This is a genomic window from Kitasatospora sp. NPDC001159 (assembly GCF_053598235.1).
The window spans coordinates 1-17,145 of sequence record NZ_JBSFJV010000128.1 but is presented as its reverse complement, the minus strand read 5'-3'; the positions used below and the strand labels follow the sequence as shown (position 1 = coordinate 17,145).

Below are 17,145 nucleotides of genomic sequence, written 5' to 3'. Positions count from 1 at the left end.
AGTGGGTACTTCATCGGTGCGGCCATCGTGGGGCTTCCTTCCATGCTCCCCATCTGAACCGCTGTCAGCTTCTCCCGCATCCCGGGGGAGTCTCAGGTCACCGCGACATCAACACGACCATGGGCTACAAGGCGGTCTACCCCGAGGAGGCCATCACCGGGCACCGGTCGTTCATCGCCCGCCGCCGGGAGCTGCGGCCCAGCGAGGAGTACCGCAGCCGGACCGAGCAGGAGTGGGAGGAATTCCTCCACGGTGACGGTGCGACACACCACGCATCGCTGCGCGTACGCGCTCAGCCAGCGTTGGGCAGACGGACGTGCAGGACGCCGTCACCGTCGATGCGGGTTTCGAAACGGGGCTGTGGAGAGGTGGCGGGGCCGCCGACGTTCCAACCGTCGGAGAGGCGGAACAGGCTGCCGTGCCAGGGACAGCGCACGCACCCGTCGACGATCTCACCGTCGGTGAGCGGTCCGGACATGTGGCTGCACCAGGCCGCCAGGACGTGGACCATGTGCTCGGACTCGCGTACCACCAGCACGGGGACGTCGCCGACGGCGCGTCGGGCGGGTCGGCCCATGGGCAGGTCGGCCAGGCGGCCGAGTGGGTGCCAGCCGGATTCGACCAGGTGCGGGACGGGTTCGGTCTTGTTCGTTCCCGCGCTCTGCCGGTAGGCCACGTGGCCGCCCAGGAAGGCCCCGGCGGTTGCGGCAGCCAGGCCGGTGAAGCCGAGCACTCGGCCGACCCCCTGGCGGCCCCGCCCCCGGGCAGCCCATGAGCCGCCGTACAGCGCGATCGCCGCGCCGACACCAACGGCGTGCACCAAGCCGGTGCGCATCTGCTGCTCATGCTGCTCAGCCCAGTCGATCCAGCCGCTCCACGCGGCGGGGACGGCGGTGATCACGCCGATCGCCACCAGGAGACGGGCCGGGCGCTGAGCGCCGGGCGTCAGGTCGAGGACGGCCGCGCAGGTCCAGGCGCCCACGGGGATCTGGACGAGGGCGGGATGCAGGGGATGGCCGAGCGGGCGTCCGTGCAGCACATCGCGTGCCCGGCCCAGCGGCAGTGCCTGGACGATCCGTTTCAGGGGCGCGGTGATGGTGTCGAGTCCGTCGGCTTCGGCGAGCGCGTCGAGCGCCTTCAGCATGCGCTCGGTGGCGCTCCGGGGACGTTGGCCGGCGGTGTTGCCCATGTGGGTGACCAGGCTCCTCATCATGGAACTCAGCGTGCGGGTGGATACCGCTGCGGGCACGGCGGCGTGGGCCGTGCGGAGCACGCCCCAGGAGCCGGACGTCGGGGTGCGGTGGCGGGCCGGATCCGTACCAGGTCCTTGCCGAACTCGCCGGGGGCACGCGGGTCGGGGCGCGCCGAGGTGGTCACCGGGTGCTGGGTGCACTGGTTGACCGGGTGGCTTGTTTCGCTTCCCAGAACCGGTGGATTTCGTCGATTTCGTCCAGAAGTTCCTCCTCTCGCCGATCAAGTGGGATGTCCACTCCGGCGGAGCACAGTTTCGTCTCGACCAGCGTGGTCAGCCGGGCCATGGCCGGTGCCTGGTCTTCGCCGTGGTGGTTGAGCAGGCCGTACCGGGTGGCGTCGGTGCGGGCCTGGAGGCTATTCGGGATCGCGCGCGGGGTTGGCGAGGAAGCGGTCGGCCACGGCGGTCGCGAGTTCCTCGATGCGGGGGTCGTCGGGTTCCCAGTCCTTGGCCAATCAGGGGCGAACCGCTGCTCGCGCGGATGCCGTCGCCGACTGCCTCCCCGCCTCGGCCTGGCACCGGCAGAGCTCCGGGCCCGGCGCCAAGGGGCCGCGCTACTACGGCTGGGCCTGGATCGAGATCGGCACCGACGGAGCGGACGGGGACCGGTCCCGACGACCACTCCTCGGCCGTGATCGCAAGAGCGGTGACCGCCGTCCGAGCGTCCAGGCGATACAGACGTTCGGGGAACTCCGACGCGGCCGGGGGATCGAAGGGATAGGCCGACGCCGTACGGCGCGCGGTATTGGCACGGTCCGGATCCAGCCGAACCCAACCACGGGGATCGGGTACCTCCCGGTGCAGCACGGCGAGGACGTCGTACGCCCAGTCCTCGTGCAGCCGGGGACCGGTCGCCGCGAACGCGTAGACGTCGTCGAACAGCCGCAGCGCCGCCGCGTTCCAGGGACAACGACAGCTGCGGAACTGGCCGATCTCGTAGACGTAGGTGCTCTTCCTCCTCGGGAACGTCGCCGCAGTCGATGCAGGACACGGAGTCCATCAGCTCCTGGTGGGCCCCTCGTTGCCTCCTCCTGACACCGTCGGCCAGGCCCGCTGCGGGACAGGCCGATATCAGTGGCCAAGGGCGTTGGCGAGCTGCTTCTTGTTCATCTTCGAACGGCCATGGATGTTGCGCTGCTTGGCCTCGTTGTACAGCTGCTCCTTGGTGGGGCCTTCGGAGCCGGAGTGCGAACGCTGTCCGCCACGCCGCGAGGAGGACATGTCCTGAATCGAAGAACGGCTGGCCGTCTTCGACTCACCGTGCCGCGCCCGCTCCTTGTTCACGGTCCGGGCCGCGATCTCCTTGGCCCGCTTCTCGCTCTCGCCACGATCCAGGGCGCTCTCCTTGATGTGCTCGTACTGACGTTCACGCTTCTTGCTCGAACCGGCAGGCATGGCGCCTCCTCCTGGGATGATGCGCTTCGGCGTCTACCCAGAACGTAGTTCTCCACGCCCTCGCGCGCCTGGGCAGGTGAGCCGGCCGGCCCACGCCGTCCCCGTCGCGCAGATCCGACTCGGCGGGTATCGGAACCCGCTCGCGTCACGGCGGCACCGCCGTTCTACGGGCTCCGATCGAGTGAGGCGCAGGTGTCCGGCCGGCATGGACGTTCCAGGGTGGGGATCACTGCCTGCTGGGCGGGACAGGCCCGGCCCGGACAGGACGAGAGGCGGATGCGCGATGGGGCATGGCGGGAACGTGATCGAGGAGCTGATGGCGGATCACCGGGAGGTGGAGGAGATCTTCGCCCGAATCCAGGCGATGACTGGTCGCGGGCAGGAACTACGGGACCTGGTCGACGAGGTCACCATCGAGCTGGTACGGCACTCGGTCGCCGAGGAGCAGTACCTCTACCCGGCGGTCCGCGAGCACGTCCAGGGCGGCGACCGGCTCGCCGACAAGGAGCTCGCCGACCACAGCCGCGTCGAGCAGATCCTCAAGAAGCTCGAGCAGATGAACACCGGCGAGGCGCAGATGAACCTGCTGCTCCAGCAGCTCATGGACGAGGTCGCCGCCCACGTCCGGGACGAGGAGAACACCCTCTTCCCCCTGCTGCGCCAGGCCTGTACCCCGCAGCAGCTGGACGACCTCGGGGACAAGGTGCGCCGGGCCAAGGCCATGGCCCCCACCCGCCCGCACCCGGCCGCACCGAGCACCCCGACGGCCAGCAAGCTCCTCGCACCCGGCGCCGGCCTGGTCGACCGGGCCCGTGACTTCGTGACCGGCCGCGGAAAGTCCTGACCACCCCCGGCCGCCGCCTGGGGCCGAGCCACAGCCGTGCGGTCCTGGCCCGGAGGCCCGATCAGGCAACGCTCGCCGCGAGGTGAGGAACTCGCGGACCCCCTGGCTGTTGTCCACCCTTTGACCGTACGGCGTGCCGGACGCGGGTTGTCCTGCCGGTACACCCCTTGCTGGTGACTCGCTGCGCGTGCCGGAAGAGGGTTCTCTGGATGACAAGGCACTCTCCGCCCGGACCTGAAGGCCAGCAACGGGAGAGGGCCTCCACCCGACCCGCCTCGGCGGCGGCCGGTACGCCTGTACGGCCGCGTGCCCCGGAACGCGACAAGGAATCCCTCTCATGCGCGGCACAGTGATCCACGCCCCCCGTGACGTCCGCTTCGAGACGCTGGACGACCCGAAGATCCTCCACCCAACCGACGCGATCATCCGCACCGCCGTGACCTGTGTGTGCGGCTCGGACCTGTGGCCCTACCGCGGACTTGAGCCGATCGACGAACCGCACCCGATGGGCCACGAGTACGTCGGCTTCGTCGAAGAGGTCGGCAGTGAAGTCACCTCGGTCAGGCCGGGCCAGTTCGTGATCGGCTCCTTCGCCACCTCCGACAACACCTGCCCGAACTGCCGCAACGGCTTCCCGTCGAACTGCGTGCACCGCGAGTTCATGAGCACCTGCCAGGCCGACTACGTCCGCATCCCCAACGCCGAGGGCACCCTGGTCGCCACCGACCAGGTGCCGGGCGAGGAGTTCTGGCCCGGCCTGCTGGCCGTCTCGGACGTGATGGGCACCGGCTGGTGGGCCGCTGACGCCGCCGAGGTCAAGCCCGGTTCGACCGCCGTGGTGGTCGGGGACGGCGCGGTGGGACTGTGCGCCGTGATCGCCGCCAAGGAGATGGGCGCCGAGCGGATCATCGCCATGAGCCGCCACGAATCGCGGCAGAAGCTCGCCCTGGAGTTCGGCGCCACCGACATCATCACCGAACGCGGCGAGGAGGGGATCGCCCGGATCAAGGAGCTGACCGGCGGCATCGGCGCCGACAGTGTGCTGGAGTGCGTGGGCACCGCCCAGTCCATGCAGCAGGCCCTGCACTCCGCCCGGCCCGGCGGCAGCGTCGGCTTCGTCGGCGTGCCGCACGAGGTCGCCGTCGACGGCCAGGAACTGTTCTTCTCCCACGTCGGCCTGCGCGGCGGCCCCGCCCCCGTACGCCGCTACCTGCCCGACCTGATCGACCACGTCCTGACCGGCCGGATCCACCCGGGCAAGGTCTTCGACCTCACCCTGCCCCTGGACCAGGTCGCCGAGGGCTACCGGGCCATGGACGAGCGCCGCGCCATCAAGGCCCTCCTCACGCCGGCCACCGCCTCCCGCTGAACCCGGCCGCCCGAACCCCGCGAACTCAGCTGGGAGACCCCCACGATGAACCCCGCCTACGAAGTCACCGGCCAGGTCGCCTTCGTCACCAGCGCCGGCTCCGGCATGGGCCTGGCCACCGCCCGCGCCTTCGCCGCCGCTGGCACCGCCGTCGCCACGGCCGACCTCGACCAGGCCGCCCTGAACACTGCCGCCCGGCAGCTCGCCGACGAGGGCCGCCAGGTCCTCGCCCTGCCGTGCGACGTCACCGACGAGCAGCAGGTCGCCGCCGCCGTCGACCGCACCGTCGCCACCTTCGGCCGCCTCGACGCGGCCTACAACAACGCCGGCATCCAGATCCCGCCCGCCGACGCCGCCGACGTCTTCGACCGCGTCCACGCCGTCAACCTGCGCGGCATCTGGGCGAGCAGGAAGTACGAAACTGCGCCACATGCGCGCCCAGGGCAGCGGCGCCATCGTCAACTGCTCCTTCCTCGGCGGCCTGGTCGGCATCCCCGGGCGCGCCTCCTACCACTCCTCCAAGCACGGCGTGATCGGCCTCACCGGCAGCGCCACCCTCGAATACGCCCCGCGAGGCATCCGCATCGCGTTGGCCGGGCACCCACTCCCGGCGGTCACCGGGGCCTGGGCCGGGCGCCGCGTTCCGTCCTTCCCGGCATGAGGCGTTCCGCTCAGGACGCCGCCCGCGGTCGTGCGGCGCGTTCGAGAGCGCGCTGGAGCTCGTCGCGGTTCATGGTGGAGCGGTGGGGGATGTCGAGGGCGGCGGCGCGCTGGTAGAGCTCGGCCCGGGTGAGCTGGGACAGCTGCCGCTTGCCGGTGGCGCCGGCACGCTTGGCCACGGTCTTCTTCCCGGTGGTCTTGGCGGAGGTGCTCTTCGTTCCTGCGGCCGGTTTCGGGGAGCGGCCGGTGGTGCCGGGCCGAGTGGTCTGCTTCTTCGTCGTCTCGCCAGTCGCTTTGTCCTTGCGGGCGCCTTCGAGGCTGCGGCGCAGGGCGTCCATGAGGTCGACGACGTTGGTGGCCTCGGGCGCGGGCCCGGCGGAGACGGCGATCTCGCGGCCGGCGAGCTTGTCCTCGACGAGCTTCTTCACCTGTTCCTCATAGGTGTCGTGCCACTGTGCGGGGTCCCAGTCGACGGCGAGCATGCCGATCAGCTGCTCGGCGGTCTCGACCTCCTTCGGGGACAGCTTCACCTTCTCCGGCAGGTCTCCGACCTCCGTGCGGGGGTCGCGGACCTCGTCGGCGAAGTGCATGGTGTGCAGCTCCAGCAGCCCGTTCTCCGAGCGCACCGCGGTCAGGTACTCCTTGCCGCGCATCGCGAACATCGCCAGCCCCGCCTTGCCCGCGTGCTCCAGCGCCTCGACCAGGAGGGCGTAGACCTTCTGGTACTCCTTGCCGCGGGGGCCGAGGTAGTAGGTGCGGTCGAAGAAGATCGGGTCGACGTCGGCGAGGTCGACGAAGGCGGCGATGTCGATGGTGCGGGAGCGGCCGGGGGAGATCTGCTCCAGCTCGTCCGGCTCGACGATCACGTACTCGCCCTCGGCGACCTTGTAGCCCTTCACGATGTCGGCGAACTCGACTTCCTTGCCGGTGCGCTCGTTGACGCGCTTGTTGCGCACCCGGTCACCGGTGCCGCGCTGCAACTGGTGGAAGCGCACGTCGTGGGACTGCGTCGCGGTGTAGAGGGCCACGGGCACGGTGACCAGCCCGAATGTCAGCGCCCCCGTCCACATGGGTCGGGCCACCGCTGTCCTCCCTCCTCCTGCCGGACCGGGCGGCCGCCGCCGGCGTGCGAGGGCCCCACCCCCAGCGTGACCCGCCGGAATGCGGTGGCGCACCCTGTGCTGGGCCGGCCGGAGTGGGTCAGGGCAGGGCGGCGAGGATGTCGTAGGCCAGGCAGATGGTGGAGTCGGTGCCGATGGTGGGGTGGACGGTGGCCCGGCCGGCGCGGGGTCGTGGGCGGCCTGGGCGGTGCGCGTGTGGGGCAGGTCGTCGTAGGGTCCAGCACCACGGTGACCGGTGCCAGGTCGGAGCCGACCAGCGCGAAACCGTACCCGGACGGGCACACGGCCGACCCCGCGCAGCCACGGTGGGATCGCCGAGGAAGCGGTTCTCGTGGACCACGGCCATGGGCCGCTGCCGTCAGGCCCGCTACTCGCCCCCTCCTGCCCCATGGGCGGGTGCGGCGTTGGTGGCGGCCACCGCACGGTGCAGGGCCCGCGCAATCTTCACGGCGTCGCCGACGGCCCAGACGTGGATGAAGAACATGCGGGGCGAGTCGACCAAGCCGTGATTGTGCAGTTCGACGATCCCGATCCCGTCGCGCTGGAGTACGCCCAGCACGTGCTGCGCCTCCCCGGCCAGCACGGCGACATCCCCGCTGAGCGCAGCGCGGCCTCCCCCCACCGGCTGGAAGCTGAAGGCCGTGGTCGCCCCGGAACCGGGCGGCAGGACATAGCTGGCGTCGGTGATCGTCTCGCGGCGCAGGAAGGCGGACTTGTAGACACTGCCGTAGACGGTGCCTGTGGTGCCCAGGGCGGCGTCGATGCCCGCCGTGTCCAGCTCCAGCTTCTTCGGGTGAGTCGTCGAGGACTCGGCGGGCGGCGTGCCCGTGTGGGCGACCGCGGCGCGCAGGCCGCGTGCCAGGGCCAGGGCGTTCGGACCGTGTCCGTGCGTATGGATCCACACGAGACGGGGGGTGTGAGCGGGCAGGTGGTTGTGAATGGCCACCTGCTCGATGCCGTGTGACTGCAGCGCGCCGATCACCGGGTGCAGTTCCGCCTCGGTGACGGCCAGTTCTCCCATGGTCAGGGTGGTGTTGTCGGCATAGCGGATGAAGGACACGTGTGAGCCGACGGCGAGTTCCGGCGACACGGTGACGCCGTGGGAGACGACATGCAGGTCGGTGCGCGGGAAAGCCGTCCGGTAGATCAGCTTGCCCAGCATGCTGCCCTTGCGGCCCAGCTCCGCCGCGACGTGAGTCCAGTCCCCCGCGGCGCTCTCAGCCGGACGCACCAGCGCGCCGGCCTCCCTGCCGTCAGCGCCCGCCTCACGTCCGCGGGCGTGATCCGTGCCGCCGTACGCCGCTTCGTGTAAGGCGTCCTGCCCGGCACCGACGGCCCGTCCCGGCAGTGCCGCGAATGCCGATCCCAGCATGGCCGTGGTCAGGACGCGGCGTCGTGATGCCCCTGCGCCTGTTCCGGTCGATCCCGGCCTCGCTTCAGTAGCCATGTGTTCGCCTCCCGATGTGCCGCGTCGTGAAATCAAAACACCGTTCGTCGTGCGGACGACGATTCGACACACGCGGACCGACCGATCCCCGGATGGGGTGTGTCCAGGTCGGCGTTGTCACGTTGACGGGTGCGTGATCGTCTGACGGGTCGTTGGAGTGTCGGGGTCGGGTGCTGAGCCCTGGTTCAGGCTGTGGCGGGCAGGCCGATGTTCTCGGTGGCGGTGGCGGGGGGGCATCTGCGGTGGGTGGAAGCCGCGGTCGTGGGCGAGGGCGGCGGGTTCAGGTCGGACGGCGGGGAGAGGCCCCCGGGCGAGGCGGTCACGGAGGGGGCGGCCGTGTCCTCGCCGTGCCGGGGCCGCTGGTACTGGTTCGCGACCACCACTGCCGCGAGCAGCGCCAGCAGAGCGGCCCACTGCGCCCGGGTCCGCCAGCGCCTCCAGCCGCCGGGGGAGCACGCTGGGACGCCGTCCGGTCCGTCGGCAGGTCGAGGAGCCGACGACGCGAGGGTGGGGCGGGGGCCGGGATGGCGAGAGGAGGGGGTTCGGCCTCAGGCCCAGCGGCGAGTTCAGGGATGGGCTCAGCTGCGGATCCCGCGGCAGCCCCAAGGCCAGGCTCAGCCGCAGGCCCGGCGTCAGGCTCCGCACGACCGGTGGCCCCCGCCCCGGGGACTGTCCGAGCGGCGTCCCCGAGCCCGCCGTCCTCAGGGGCCGACACCTCGTCGGCCGATTGTTCGTGGGACGGCTCGGACACGTCCTCGCTGGTCAGGGAATTGTCCGCAGGCCTTTCATCTTCGGGGGACGAACGCACGGACGACCGCGGGGACGCCGGCGCGGCCGACAATTCGGCCTGCCCGCAGCGCGGCGGAGTGGAGCCGACGAACCTCCCCGATGCACCAGTCTGCCCATGGGCAGACCCGACCCTCATGGGTACGGCGAAGGCCCGCAGACCCCGGCTTGCCCTGACGGTCAATCACATCAGCTTCCACCGTGGTGATGCACCGCTTCCGCCAACCTCGGCGGCGACTCGCCCACCACCCGAAGGGACCGCCATGCGCCATGCCCTCCCCCGTCGCCCGAAACGCCTGGCCGCGGGCGTCGGCGAGGTCGCCGCCCCTTGGCGGAGCCGACCAGGGCGATGGTCGTCCGAACGACTGCTTCGCGTCTCGGGAACCAGCGCTGTCGCTTGATCGTCACAGATGACATGCCGTCAGTTCTCATTCTCGGAATCGACCCGCACGCAGTGCCTGGCATGGACGGGGCCGCCGTCCGCGCGGCCCTCGACCAGGAGCTGACACGGTTTGGCGAACACGCCATCGACGCGTCCATGGCGCTCATTGCGTTGGACGAGTCAGCCGAGTCCACGATGGTCACCGCACTGGCCGAGCGCGAGTGGGACGTCGTCGTCATCGGCGGCGGAATTCGTAAGCCGGAACCACTTCTGCCACTGTTCGAGCAGGTCGTGAATCTGGTCCGGCGGCATGCACCGAAGGCCGCGATCGCGTTCAACACCAGCGGAGGTGACAGCGTCGAAGCTGCCAAGCGGTGGCTGTGAACCCGGGCTTGGCTGACATGCAGGTCCGCGTCCCAGCTCTCGACCAGACCCGCGCCGCTCTTCACGCTGTGGGTTCCGGTCGGTGCGCCCAGGCGGCGCCGGAGCGGGTTGGTGGAGGAGTGTTCGGCGGCGAGTGCCAGGCGCCGTTCTTCCACCGGGACGACGGCGGGCGGGGTGGGGGCTGCGGCCGGGGCGCCGGAGCGGGCGCCTGAGGGCTTGATTCGACGCGCGGGGAAGCGTGGTGGCGGGCGGCGGGAACGGTCGGCCCGGGGTTGGCGGCAGAGGCCTGGGCGGCGGGCGCCGTACCGGCCCGGGCGGCGGCGTCGGCCACGACGCTTGATTCGACGCGCGACGATTCCCCCGGGAGCGGGGCGGAGGCCTCGGCGGCGATGGAGGCGGCCTCCAGGCGGGCAGCGGTCATCTCGTAGCGCAGCACGTGGGCCTTGCGCAGCAGGCGCCTCCTCATCCAGCTGATCACGGCGCTCTACCAACACCGGACGCCAGGCCGACGCGCTGACCGTCTTCGGGGACGTCCGCGTCCGGCTGGCCAACGAGCTCGGCGTTGACCCGGGACCGGCGCTGCGAACCGTCCACCAGCAAGTGCTGACCCGCGACCCCGCACTCCTCGGGCGGCCAGAGCCCGCCACTCCCGCCGTGGACACCCCAGACACTGCGGGCACTGCAGGCAGCACCGGTGCGCCACCGGCCGCGACCGGCATCGAAACCGGCCCCGCGCAACTCCCCGCCGACGCCCCCGACTTCACAGGCCGTGCGGGCGAACTGAGCGCCCTGACCGACCGTCTGACGGCCGCCGCCACCGCTGGCACCCCCATCATCACAGTCGCCGCGCTCGGCCTGGCCCCCGACACGAGCGAATGTGCCGGGCCAAAACGGTTCGGCGGCCGAATTCGGTTCACGAATTCAGAAAATTTTTCCATCCTTTCTCGGGAGGGTGGGGCGAACCGGACATCGGGTGGGTCTCGGGACTTCTTCCTGAACAACCCGTTGACAGCAGTGGCGAAGGGGGGATTTACTGGCGCCCAGCGCACTGAATTTCCAAATTCAGGGCATCCCGTTTCATGGAGGTGAGACGCATGAAGATTCTGTTTGCGATCCGCAACACGCTGAGCGGTCAGGAAAGCCTCAAGAAGAAGGCCTGGTACTTCTGGTACTAAGCCGAGGAATTCGTCCCCGCCCCCGGGCGGGGACGAGCCCGGCATCCTCCCTTCCGACCGACGACCCGTCAGCCCTGCCGGCCCCGGAGACCCGCCATGCCGCTCACCGCCAGCTCGCACACCCGCACCACGGTGTTCGCGCCGCGCCTCGCTGCCCTCCTCCGGGACCACCTGGGCCAGGACGTGTTCCGCCTGGAGCCCGACACCGTCGGAGTGGCCGGCCCCGAGGCCATGGACCGCATCCTCGCCGCCCGCCGCGCCACCGAGACCGAGCGGCCCACCTTCAAGCCACTGCACGGCCGCTCGATAGGCCGCCCCGAGGCCGCCGCGATCATGCGGACCATCGGCGCCGACGTGCGCGCGGCCCTGAGGAATCCCATTCCGGAGAATGTCGACCTGAGCGGTCCGTGGCCCATCACCGGCCATTTCTTCCTGCGCGACCTCATTCTCGGGAACGATCCGTACCGGCTCCGGCTGCTGATGAGCCGCTATCTGGAATTGACGCCGAAACTCACCTGGTCGGTCATCGCGGCCGGCGCCGCGCTGCCCCGGCATCCCCGGCCGGATGACCAGCTGACGGCGCTGGCCAGCCTCTTCACCGACGCCACCGGCTACCAGGACCGCCGCTATGCGATGGGGATGTACCGGCGCGCCGCCGCCCCCGTCTGCTTCACCGTCTCCACCCTGGTGGCCAACGCGCTCTGGCTCGGTGCGCCGTTCGACGAGGACGTCTCCAACCGCAACATCATCCACGAGTCTGCCCGGCTGCTGCCGCCGTCCTGGAACATCCTGCGCTACGCCTCCCCGGAGTACCCGGCCATCGACCAGCGGATCGGGCAGGCCGACGACGTGCTGATCCTGCCGCTGCTCTCGCACCGCGACCCGGCGCTGTGGGACGCCCCGGAGAAGTTCCGCCCCGAGCGCTGGGACTCGCTCGACCCGGACACCGCTCCCGGTTACCTGCCGTTCGGCCACAGCTCCGAACGCTGCTGGGGCCGCCACATGGTGATGCCGCTGGCCGAGCTGCTGCTCGACCTGATCCGGCGTCAGGGCCTGGCCGTCGACCCGCAGCAGCAGCGGGCCAAGGTGCCGCTGGTCGGACTGCTCGGCGTGGAGGAGGTCCGACTGGTCGGGGGCCATCGTGGACGCCTCTGAGCCGACCGCCGCAGCGGCCGCGCCCGTGGCCGCCACCGAGCCGACCACCGCGGCGACCGCGTCCGCAACCGCCGCTGAGCCGAGCGGTGCGGCCGCTGCTGAGCCACCAGTCGCCGAACCGGTGCTGGTGGGCGGGGAGTTCTTCGCCCACCAGCACCAGAAGTACCGGCGCTGGCGCGAGCAGGGCGTCGTGCGGCGGGTCCGGTTCGGCGAGCCGGTGCCGGTCGAGGGCTGGCTGGTCACCGGCCACGCCGCCTGCCGCGCCGCGCTGGCCGATCCCCGGCTGAGCAAGGAGGGCGCCGCCGAGCGGTACGGCGCGCTGCTCGGCAACACCGAGGGCCCCGGCGCCGGCCTGATGCGCCACATGCTCAACACCGACCCTCCCCACCACACCCGGCTGCGCCGGCTGGTCCAACAGGCCTTCACCGCCCGCCGGGTGGCTGCGCTGCGCCCCCTGGTCGAGGCCCGGGTCGACCGCCTGCTGGACGCCCTGGCGGGTCGTGCCGAGGCCGACCTGATCGCGGACTTCGCACTGCCGCTGCCCCTCGGGGTGATATCCGACCTGCTCGGGGCACCGGCGGACGGCCGCACCGCCCTGCAGGTGCGCGGCAACGCCGAGGCCGAGGGCGACGGCGAAGTCTCGGTGCCGACCGCCGAGTCGATGCTGCGGCACATCCAGGAGCTGCTGGACCACAAGCGCGAGCACCCGGCCGACGACCTGCTCAGCGGCCTGTTGGCGGCCCGCGACGGTGACAGCCGGCTGACCGGACCGGAGATCACCTCGATGTGCTTCCTGCTGGTGCTGGCCGGCCACCAGACCACCGTCAACCTGATCGCCAACGGCATGCTTACCCTGCTCGACCACCCGGAGCAGCTCGCGGCACTGCGCGCCGACCCGAACCTGCTGGCCGGCGCGATCGACGAAGTGCTGCGCTACGAGAGCCCGTTCGCGATCGCCTCGCTGCGCTACACCACCGAGCCGGTGGTCATCGCCGGCACCAGGATCCCGGCGGGGGAGTTCGTGCAGCTCGGTCTGCTGGCCGCCAACCGCGACCCGGCCGCCTTCCCGGACCCGGATCGGTTCGACATCACCCGGGACGGTGCCGGGCACCTGGCGTTCGGCCACGGCATCCACCACTGCCTGGGCGCGCCGCTGGCCCGGCTGCAGGCCGAGGTGGCGTTCGGCCGACTGTTCCGGCGCTGGCCCGCATTGCGGCTGGCCGAGCGGCCGGTGTGGCAGGAGAACCCGAGGCACCACGGACTGCTGCGACTGGCGGTGCTGCTTGGCTAGGGTGGGGGCTACCAGCGGGTAACGCAGCGGAAGGGGCGGTCGGGATGGCCGAGCCACTGATCACCGCCAGCGCGTCCGCGCCGAGGACCGCATCCGCGCCGCCCGTCGCCGAGCAGCGGGTGCTCGTGGCCGTCGGGCTCGCCTTCATCCTGGGCGATCGCGGCGTGCACGACGGGCTCCGGCACCCCGCCGCCCGGGCGGGCCCTGAGGACGACCCGGCCGTCGACCAGAGCCACTGAGCCGTCCAGGCCGTCGACTGCTCCTCACCTTGCTGGCCGTCGGCTCGTACGACATCGGCATTCCGGTTGCCCTGGTTCTCACCTGGGTGTTGACGGCAGTACTCACCTCGGCCTGCTGCGCCGTCAGGTCGGCGAAACGAACTCTTCTCCTGACGACGCAGCCCGGGCTACTTCGGCACTGTCAGTGTGGGGGTTTGGACGTTCACCCAGGAGGCTCCGCCGTCGACGGAGACGACGCCCCTGCCCGTGATTTGGTCTCCGGGAGACACGTGGACCTCTATGTCGCCGGGGCAACTGCCGAAGGCTCCCGGCGGCGGCGTGCCGCTCCCTTCTGACTGGAGCGTCAGGTTGCACGCGCTGGCCTGGTCGCGCACCCACGTCCACGGTGCTCCGTTGATGCTGATGGACGTGGCTATCAGGACGCCGTGTGCGTAGTCCTTGTCCAGGTTCTGCACAGGGACCCGGATCAGGGCGACCGGTTTGCTTGACGTGGCGTCAGGCGCTCCCGACCCAGGGCTGGTGTAGGCCGAGATACAGGCCTGAACGCCCACGTTCCCTACGGTGGTCAGCTGCCCGTAGGGAGTGGCGCAGTACTCAACGACGTTTGCGGGGAGCGCGGCTGACGGTGCCGGCACGGACGCGGCAGAAGCGGCCACGACAGAACTGGCGAGCATGGGGATCACGCCCAGCAGGCTGAGATACTTCCTGCGCATGGGGCCACCTTCTTCAGCGCTGGCCCGCTCCGTGCGGGATATCATCGCGCGGCGCCAGGGCCGGCACTTCCGCGGCGGCGCGACCTCCTCGGGCGAGGCCGGCTCCCCCCGCACATCGCTGCTCAGCGCTTCGGGATCTGTTGCTCTGCTCCTTCCAGGAGAGCACGGTCGCTCGAATGGGGCATCCTGTGGCAACGAATCGCGTGGACCGGCCGACCGCCGCGGCGCCTTGTCCGGCGAGGGCTCTACGGCCCGCCCGCCGCGCCGGGGTAGGCCAAGGGCCGCCGCCACCCGACCGCCGGCCTGTGCCGGCGCGGTAGAACCGGTCCGCGGTGTCGCGCTCGAGACCGCGCAAGGGCCCCTCCGGCTTCTACCGGCTGTCCCGCGGAGCGCGGTTGCCCCCACTGATAGTCGACGACGAGCAGGCCATCGCCATCGCGCTGGCCCTGCAGACGGCTCCGGCCTCGGTGACCGGCATGGGGGACGCCACGAAGCGGGCGCTGAACTCCATCAAGGAACTCCTGCCTCCCACCTGGCCCGCAGGCTGGCGACCTTCTCGATCGAACAGATAGAGAACGCCTGGGAGCTGGCCCCGTCCCAGGTCGATCCCGCGCTGCTGGCGCAGCTGAGCGCCGCCGCGCAGCAGCGCGAGCTGGTGCGGTTCGCCTACCGGTCCATCGACCGCGACCCGGTGGAGGACGACGAGGTCCTGGCCGAACCCCATCGGCTCGTCGTCTGGTCCGGGCGCTGGTATCTGGTGGCGTAGGACCAGCGCAGGAACTCCTGGCACACCTACCGGCTCGACCGCATCGGGCAACTGACCTCCAGCGCCTGGCGGTTCGGTCCTCGGGAAGTGCCGGAGGCGGACATCACCCGATTCGTCCAGAGCCAGCCCGACCGGGGGGACACCGCGGACACCTGGCCGTGCTGGGGCACCGTCCTGATGGATTGCCCCGCGACGCTGGTGGCGAAGTGGGCTCCGGGTGCGGCGAGCTTCGAAGCGATCGACGAGCGGGTCACCCGGATCCGGATGGGGGCGTGGTCCTGGTCGGCGCTCATCGGCTTCCTCGTCACCTTCAACTGCCGTTTCACCGTCGAAGGCCCGCCCGAACTCGCCGAAGCGGCCCGCCAGGTGATCGGCCGCCTCGACGTCGGGGTGCCCCTGCCCGACGAGCGCGCGCCGGAGCCGGTCAGTTCAGTCCGAGCCGGTACCTGAGATCGGAACGGACGGCCCGCATTCCTTCCTCGATGTTCAGGAACGGGGACGACGGGCACCGGCCGGTCGAAGAGACGCGCGGCTACCTCCAGGAACTCGTCGATCAGGAACTCGTCGATCCGGAAGGGCCACCCGCTGGCGAAGATCTTGCGGACATACGGGTCCGTCCTCCGGGTACGGGAACGCACCGCCTCCATCGCCGCGACGGCCATCCGGGCGCAGTCCCGCACGTGGATGTAGTAGCGCGTGTCTCCAGCGCGGCCCGCAGCGGCAGGGGTTCGCCGCTCAGCCGGGCCTTGATGATGGCGCTGACCAGGCCCTGGTTCTCGGCGAGGTGCTGTCCGGGGCCGTAGAGATTCGTGATGCGGGCCGGCACGGTGGGCAGTCGCCACCGGTGCGACAGGGCCCGGGCTTCCTCCTCCACGGCGAGTTTGGCCTCGCCGTAGGGATTCCTGGGAACGGGAGGGGAGAAGTCCGTGAACGGCGCGCGCTCCGAGCCCGCGAACCGAGGCGCAGGGCGGCGGCGTGCCGCTGTGGGAACGCTGCTACGTCGGGCCGCCACGATCCGCAGGACGCGGCGGCTCGCTGCCCTGATCGTGTCAGACCGGATACAGGTAATGGGGGGTGCCGGACCCGTTCGCCGCAACCTGCTGCCCCGGACAGCGGGACTTTCAGATTTTCAGGTTATGACTCCGGTTGACTGCGGGAAACCTCACCACCGATCGGCAAGAAGGCAATGCGTAGGACCAGGCGGACCCAGAGGCCGCAGGATAGGAGAAACCGAGCATGTCCGAATTCAAACCCTGTCACCTCGGCAGGCCCGCCAAGAGATTCATGCGGTCCATCAGAGGTCTTTCGGCGGTGACGGGAGTCGTCATCTCTTCGGTGCTCATCGCCGCACCCGCAGTCGCCGAGAGCAGCGTTCACGAGCAGGCCAACGCCCCCGCTGCCGTAGCGAGCACCAGCCCGGGCTACTCCACGAACGCTCATCCCGCTGACGCCGCGAACGTGGCAATCCCAAATCCGGGGAAACGGGGCGTGGCGGTCATTTACCAGGACACGAAGGACCTGAAGTATTACCGGGTCCACAATGCCCTCCTGCTTGACGTGAGAAACGTGGGAATCGAGATCGCCCACGTGAACCACTGGAACGCGGGGCAAGCCCCCCACCTAGAGAAGTTCTGGGTCTGCTATGCGGGTAAAATTTGCCCAAAAACACCGAAGCCACCGGAGAGCGCGAAGAATTGGGTACTCGTTGAATACCACAGGTATTGGACGCAACCATGCCCCAAAAGCGGGGGCGCGACCTATTGTCCTGACTGGATTATTGCCTTCAAAAATACCCCTAACCGCGTACACAACGGCGCATTCGCATGCTGGCAGCCCACCGGGGGGAAGTCATGCGTTGAGAAATGGCCGGGAGAAATTAGGAAGCAGTCTGGCACGCTCGGGTACGTGCACTATGTGAATCCAACCCCGCCCGTTCTTCCCCCGGGGACGCGTAACCCGCGCTCGTATGCGAAAAACCCGGAGGATTTCAAGTTCGTGGCGGAACCCGCGAAAGGCACGGTGTCGGCGGTGCGGACCTGCACCCTTCTCACTCCGCACCGGTGCGAGTAGTTACTGACTTCGGCTCGTCAGGGTGACGTTGGGGTGTCGAGGGTCAGGCCGGTGCCGGCTATGAAGCCGTCGAGGGTGTCGGGCCGGTACTGCAGG

20 protein-coding genes and 4 pseudogenes are annotated in these 17,145 nt (G+C 70.4%); 14 read left to right on the top strand and 10 right to left on the bottom strand.

What is annotated here, in order from left to right; translation table 11 throughout:
- Nucleotides 1-292 precede the first annotated feature (292 nt).
- Together ACWC9T_RS36745 and ACWC9T_RS36740 are read right to left on the bottom strand one after the other, a co-directional pair.
- Nucleotides 293-1,213 (bottom strand): Rieske 2Fe-2S domain-containing protein, encoded by a 921-nt coding sequence (locus tag ACWC9T_RS36745; RefSeq protein ID WP_449825382.1) that lies wholly within the window; start codon nucleotides 1,211-1,213, stop codon nucleotides 293-295.
- Between the two features lie 160 nt (nucleotides 1,214-1,373).
- Nucleotides 1,374-1,538: a hypothetical protein gene (locus ACWC9T_RS36740; protein WP_449825381.1), complete on the bottom strand. Its 165-nt coding sequence runs from the start codon at nucleotides 1,536-1,538 to the stop codon at nucleotides 1,374-1,376.
- A 167-nt stretch (nucleotides 1,539-1,705) separates the two neighbouring features.
- On the opposite strand from ACWC9T_RS36740, the pseudogene ACWC9T_RS36735 reads away from it, so the two are divergent.
- A pseudogene (locus tag ACWC9T_RS36735) lies at nucleotides 1,706-1,903 on the top strand (IS701 family transposase); the annotation flags it as partial.
- A 420-nt stretch (nucleotides 1,904-2,323) separates the two neighbouring features.
- On the opposite strand, the gene ACWC9T_RS36730 reads toward ACWC9T_RS36735, so the two are convergent.
- On the bottom strand, nucleotides 2,324-2,647 hold the full coding sequence (locus ACWC9T_RS36730; RefSeq protein ID WP_449825380.1) for a plasmid stabilization protein: 324 nt from the start codon (nucleotides 2,645-2,647) through the stop codon (nucleotides 2,324-2,326).
- 283 nt (nucleotides 2,648-2,930) lie between these two features.
- Between ACWC9T_RS36730 and ACWC9T_RS36725 the strand changes: the two genes are divergently transcribed.
- The 3 genes and pseudogenes from ACWC9T_RS36725 to ACWC9T_RS36715 form a co-directional block, all read left to right on the top strand.
- Nucleotides 2,931-3,491 (top strand): hemerythrin domain-containing protein, encoded by a 561-nt coding sequence (locus ACWC9T_RS36725; RefSeq protein ID WP_449825379.1) that lies wholly within the window; start codon nucleotides 2,931-2,933, stop codon nucleotides 3,489-3,491.
- Between the two features lie 337 nt (nucleotides 3,492-3,828).
- Nucleotides 3,829-4,860 carry a zinc-dependent alcohol dehydrogenase family protein gene (locus ACWC9T_RS36720; RefSeq protein ID WP_449825378.1) on the top strand — a complete coding sequence of 344 codons (1,032 nt, stop codon included), beginning with the start codon at nucleotides 3,829-3,831 and terminating at the stop codon, nucleotides 4,858-4,860.
- 45 nt (nucleotides 4,861-4,905) lie between these two features.
- Nucleotides 4,906-5,446, top strand: a pseudogene (locus tag ACWC9T_RS36715) (SDR family NAD(P)-dependent oxidoreductase); the annotation flags it as partial.
- Between the two features lie 85 nt (nucleotides 5,447-5,531).
- Here the strand turns inward: ACWC9T_RS36715 and ku are convergent.
- The 3 genes from ku to ACWC9T_RS36700 form a co-directional block, all read right to left on the bottom strand.
- On the bottom strand, nucleotides 5,532-6,602 hold the full coding sequence (ku, locus tag ACWC9T_RS36710; protein ID WP_449825377.1) for a non-homologous end joining protein Ku: 1,071 nt from the start codon (nucleotides 6,600-6,602) through the stop codon (nucleotides 5,532-5,534).
- Nucleotides 6,603-7,008: 406 nt separating this feature from the next.
- The gene (locus ACWC9T_RS36705) at nucleotides 7,009-8,088 is read right to left on the bottom strand and encodes a DUF1259 domain-containing protein (protein ID WP_449825376.1); all 1,080 of its coding nucleotides are present in this window, start codon (nucleotides 8,086-8,088) and stop codon (nucleotides 7,009-7,011) included.
- 185 nt (nucleotides 8,089-8,273) lie between these two features.
- Nucleotides 8,274-8,471: a hypothetical protein gene (locus ACWC9T_RS36700; RefSeq protein WP_449825375.1), complete on the bottom strand. Its 198-nt coding sequence runs from the start codon at nucleotides 8,469-8,471 to the stop codon at nucleotides 8,274-8,276.
- Between the two features lie 818 nt (nucleotides 8,472-9,289).
- Here ACWC9T_RS36700 and ACWC9T_RS36695 point away from each other — a divergent pair.
- Complete coding sequence (locus ACWC9T_RS36695; RefSeq protein WP_449825384.1) at nucleotides 9,290-9,640, top strand: hypothetical protein; 351 nt, start codon at nucleotides 9,290-9,292, stop codon at nucleotides 9,638-9,640.
- A 61-nt stretch (nucleotides 9,641-9,701) separates the two neighbouring features.
- On the opposite strand, the gene ACWC9T_RS36690 is transcribed toward ACWC9T_RS36695, so the two are convergent.
- Nucleotides 9,702-10,106 (bottom strand): hypothetical protein, encoded by a 405-nt coding sequence (locus tag ACWC9T_RS36690; RefSeq protein WP_449825374.1) that lies wholly within the window; start codon nucleotides 10,104-10,106, stop codon nucleotides 9,702-9,704.
- A 35-nt stretch (nucleotides 10,107-10,141) separates the two neighbouring features.
- On the opposite strand from ACWC9T_RS36690, the pseudogene ACWC9T_RS36685 reads away from it, so the two are divergent.
- From ACWC9T_RS36685 to ACWC9T_RS36665, 5 genes and pseudogenes are all read left to right on the top strand, one after another.
- Nucleotides 10,142-10,729, top strand: a pseudogene (locus ACWC9T_RS36685) (AfsR/SARP family transcriptional regulator); the annotation flags it as partial.
- Nucleotides 10,720-10,815: a tryptorubin family RiPP precursor gene (locus ACWC9T_RS36680; RefSeq protein ID WP_449825373.1), complete on the top strand. Its 96-nt coding sequence runs from the start codon at nucleotides 10,720-10,722 to the stop codon at nucleotides 10,813-10,815. The pseudogene ACWC9T_RS36685 and the gene ACWC9T_RS36680, both read left to right, overlap by 10 nt.
- Before the next feature lie 96 nt (nucleotides 10,816-10,911).
- A complete protein-coding gene (locus tag ACWC9T_RS36675) occupies nucleotides 10,912-11,970 on the top strand; it encodes a cytochrome P450 (RefSeq protein WP_449825372.1) in 1,059 nt (352 codons plus the stop codon).
- The gene (locus ACWC9T_RS36670; RefSeq protein WP_449825371.1) at nucleotides 11,957-13,261 is read left to right on the top strand and encodes a cytochrome P450 family protein; all 1,305 of its coding nucleotides are present in this window, start codon (nucleotides 11,957-11,959) and stop codon (nucleotides 13,259-13,261) included. The genes ACWC9T_RS36675 and ACWC9T_RS36670 overlap by 14 nt, the downstream gene beginning before the upstream one ends.
- A 44-nt stretch (nucleotides 13,262-13,305) precedes the next feature.
- On the top strand, nucleotides 13,306-13,500 hold the full coding sequence (locus tag ACWC9T_RS36665; RefSeq protein WP_449825370.1) for a hypothetical protein: 195 nt from the start codon (nucleotides 13,306-13,308) through the stop codon (nucleotides 13,498-13,500).
- 167 nt (nucleotides 13,501-13,667) lie between these two features.
- Here ACWC9T_RS36665 and ACWC9T_RS36660 read toward each other — a convergent pair whose 3' ends face one another.
- The gene (locus ACWC9T_RS36660; RefSeq protein WP_449825369.1) at nucleotides 13,668-14,213 is read right to left on the bottom strand and encodes a hypothetical protein; all 546 of its coding nucleotides are present in this window, start codon (nucleotides 14,211-14,213) and stop codon (nucleotides 13,668-13,670) included.
- Nucleotides 14,214-14,545: 332 nt separating this feature from the next.
- On the opposite strand from ACWC9T_RS36660, the gene ACWC9T_RS36655 reads away from it, so the two are divergent.
- The 3 genes from ACWC9T_RS36655 (at nucleotide 14,546) to ACWC9T_RS36645 (ending at nucleotide 15,429) form a co-directional block, all read left to right on the top strand.
- Nucleotides 14,546-14,785, top strand: coding sequence for a hypothetical protein (locus tag ACWC9T_RS36655; RefSeq protein ID WP_449825385.1), 240 nt, complete (start codon nucleotides 14,546-14,548; stop codon nucleotides 14,783-14,785).
- Nucleotides 14,746-14,979: a WYL domain-containing protein gene (locus ACWC9T_RS36650; RefSeq protein ID WP_449825383.1), complete on the top strand. Its 234-nt coding sequence runs from the start codon at nucleotides 14,746-14,748 to the stop codon at nucleotides 14,977-14,979. The genes ACWC9T_RS36655 and ACWC9T_RS36650 overlap by 40 nt, the downstream gene beginning before the upstream one ends.
- A gap of 87 nt (nucleotides 14,980-15,066) precedes the next feature.
- Nucleotides 15,067-15,429, top strand: a complete 363-nt coding sequence (locus ACWC9T_RS36645; RefSeq protein WP_449825368.1) for a hypothetical protein — start codon at nucleotides 15,067-15,069, stop codon at nucleotides 15,427-15,429.
- Between the two features lie 103 nt (nucleotides 15,430-15,532).
- On the opposite strand, the gene ACWC9T_RS36640 is transcribed toward ACWC9T_RS36645, so the two are convergent.
- The gene (locus ACWC9T_RS36640; RefSeq protein WP_449825367.1) at nucleotides 15,533-15,991 is read right to left on the bottom strand and encodes an NAD-dependent epimerase/dehydratase family protein; all 459 of its coding nucleotides are present in this window, start codon (nucleotides 15,989-15,991) and stop codon (nucleotides 15,533-15,535) included.
- Nucleotides 15,992-16,215: 224 nt separating this feature from the next.
- Here ACWC9T_RS36640 and ACWC9T_RS36635 point away from each other — a divergent pair, with 224 nt between their 5' ends.
- Nucleotides 16,216-17,049, top strand: coding sequence for a hypothetical protein (locus ACWC9T_RS36635; RefSeq protein ID WP_449825366.1), 834 nt, complete (start codon nucleotides 16,216-16,218; stop codon nucleotides 17,047-17,049).
- Between the two features lie 17 nt (nucleotides 17,050-17,066).
- Here the strand turns inward: ACWC9T_RS36635 and ACWC9T_RS36630 are convergent.
- Nucleotides 17,067-17,145: pseudogene (locus ACWC9T_RS36630) on the bottom strand (transposase); the annotation flags it as partial.

What these genes read in the sequence shown, in the direction of transcription:
- ACWC9T_RS36695 (WP_449825384.1), top strand. Translation starts at nt 9,290, where the DNA reads ATGCCGTCAGTTCTCATTCTCGGAATCGACCCGCACGCAGTGCCTGGC.
- ACWC9T_RS36690 (WP_449825374.1), bottom strand. Translation starts at nt 10,106, where the DNA reads ATGAGGAGGCGCCTGCTGCGCAAGGCCCACGTGCTGCGCTACGAGATG.
- ACWC9T_RS36635 (WP_449825366.1), top strand. Translation starts at nt 16,216, where the DNA reads ATGTCCGAATTCAAACCCTGTCACCTCGGCAGGCCCGCCAAGAGATTC.
- ACWC9T_RS36705 (WP_449825376.1), bottom strand. Translation starts at nt 8,088, where the DNA reads ATGGCTACTGAAGCGAGGCCGGGATCGACCGGAACAGGCGCAGGGGCA.
- ACWC9T_RS36730 (WP_449825380.1), bottom strand. Translation starts at nt 2,647, where the DNA reads ATGCCTGCCGGTTCGAGCAAGAAGCGTGAACGTCAGTACGAGCACATC.
- ACWC9T_RS36725 (WP_449825379.1), top strand. Translation starts at nt 2,931, where the DNA reads ATGGGGCATGGCGGGAACGTGATCGAGGAGCTGATGGCGGATCACCGG.
- ACWC9T_RS36740 (WP_449825381.1), bottom strand. Translation starts at nt 1,538, where the DNA reads ATGGCCCGGCTGACCACGCTGGTCGAGACGAAACTGTGCTCCGCCGGA.
- ACWC9T_RS36665 (WP_449825370.1), top strand. Translation starts at nt 13,306, where the DNA reads ATGGCCGAGCCACTGATCACCGCCAGCGCGTCCGCGCCGAGGACCGCA.
- ACWC9T_RS36745 (WP_449825382.1), bottom strand. Translation starts at nt 1,213, where the DNA reads ATGATGAGGAGCCTGGTCACCCACATGGGCAACACCGCCGGCCAACGT.
- ACWC9T_RS36680 (WP_449825373.1), top strand. Translation starts at nt 10,720, where the DNA reads ATGGAGGTGAGACGCATGAAGATTCTGTTTGCGATCCGCAACACGCTG.
- ACWC9T_RS36660 (WP_449825369.1), bottom strand. Translation starts at nt 14,213, where the DNA reads ATGCGCAGGAAGTATCTCAGCCTGCTGGGCGTGATCCCCATGCTCGCC.
- ACWC9T_RS36720 (WP_449825378.1), top strand. Translation starts at nt 3,829, where the DNA reads ATGCGCGGCACAGTGATCCACGCCCCCCGTGACGTCCGCTTCGAGACG.
- ACWC9T_RS36675 (WP_449825372.1), top strand. Translation starts at nt 10,912, where the DNA reads ATGCCGCTCACCGCCAGCTCGCACACCCGCACCACGGTGTTCGCGCCG.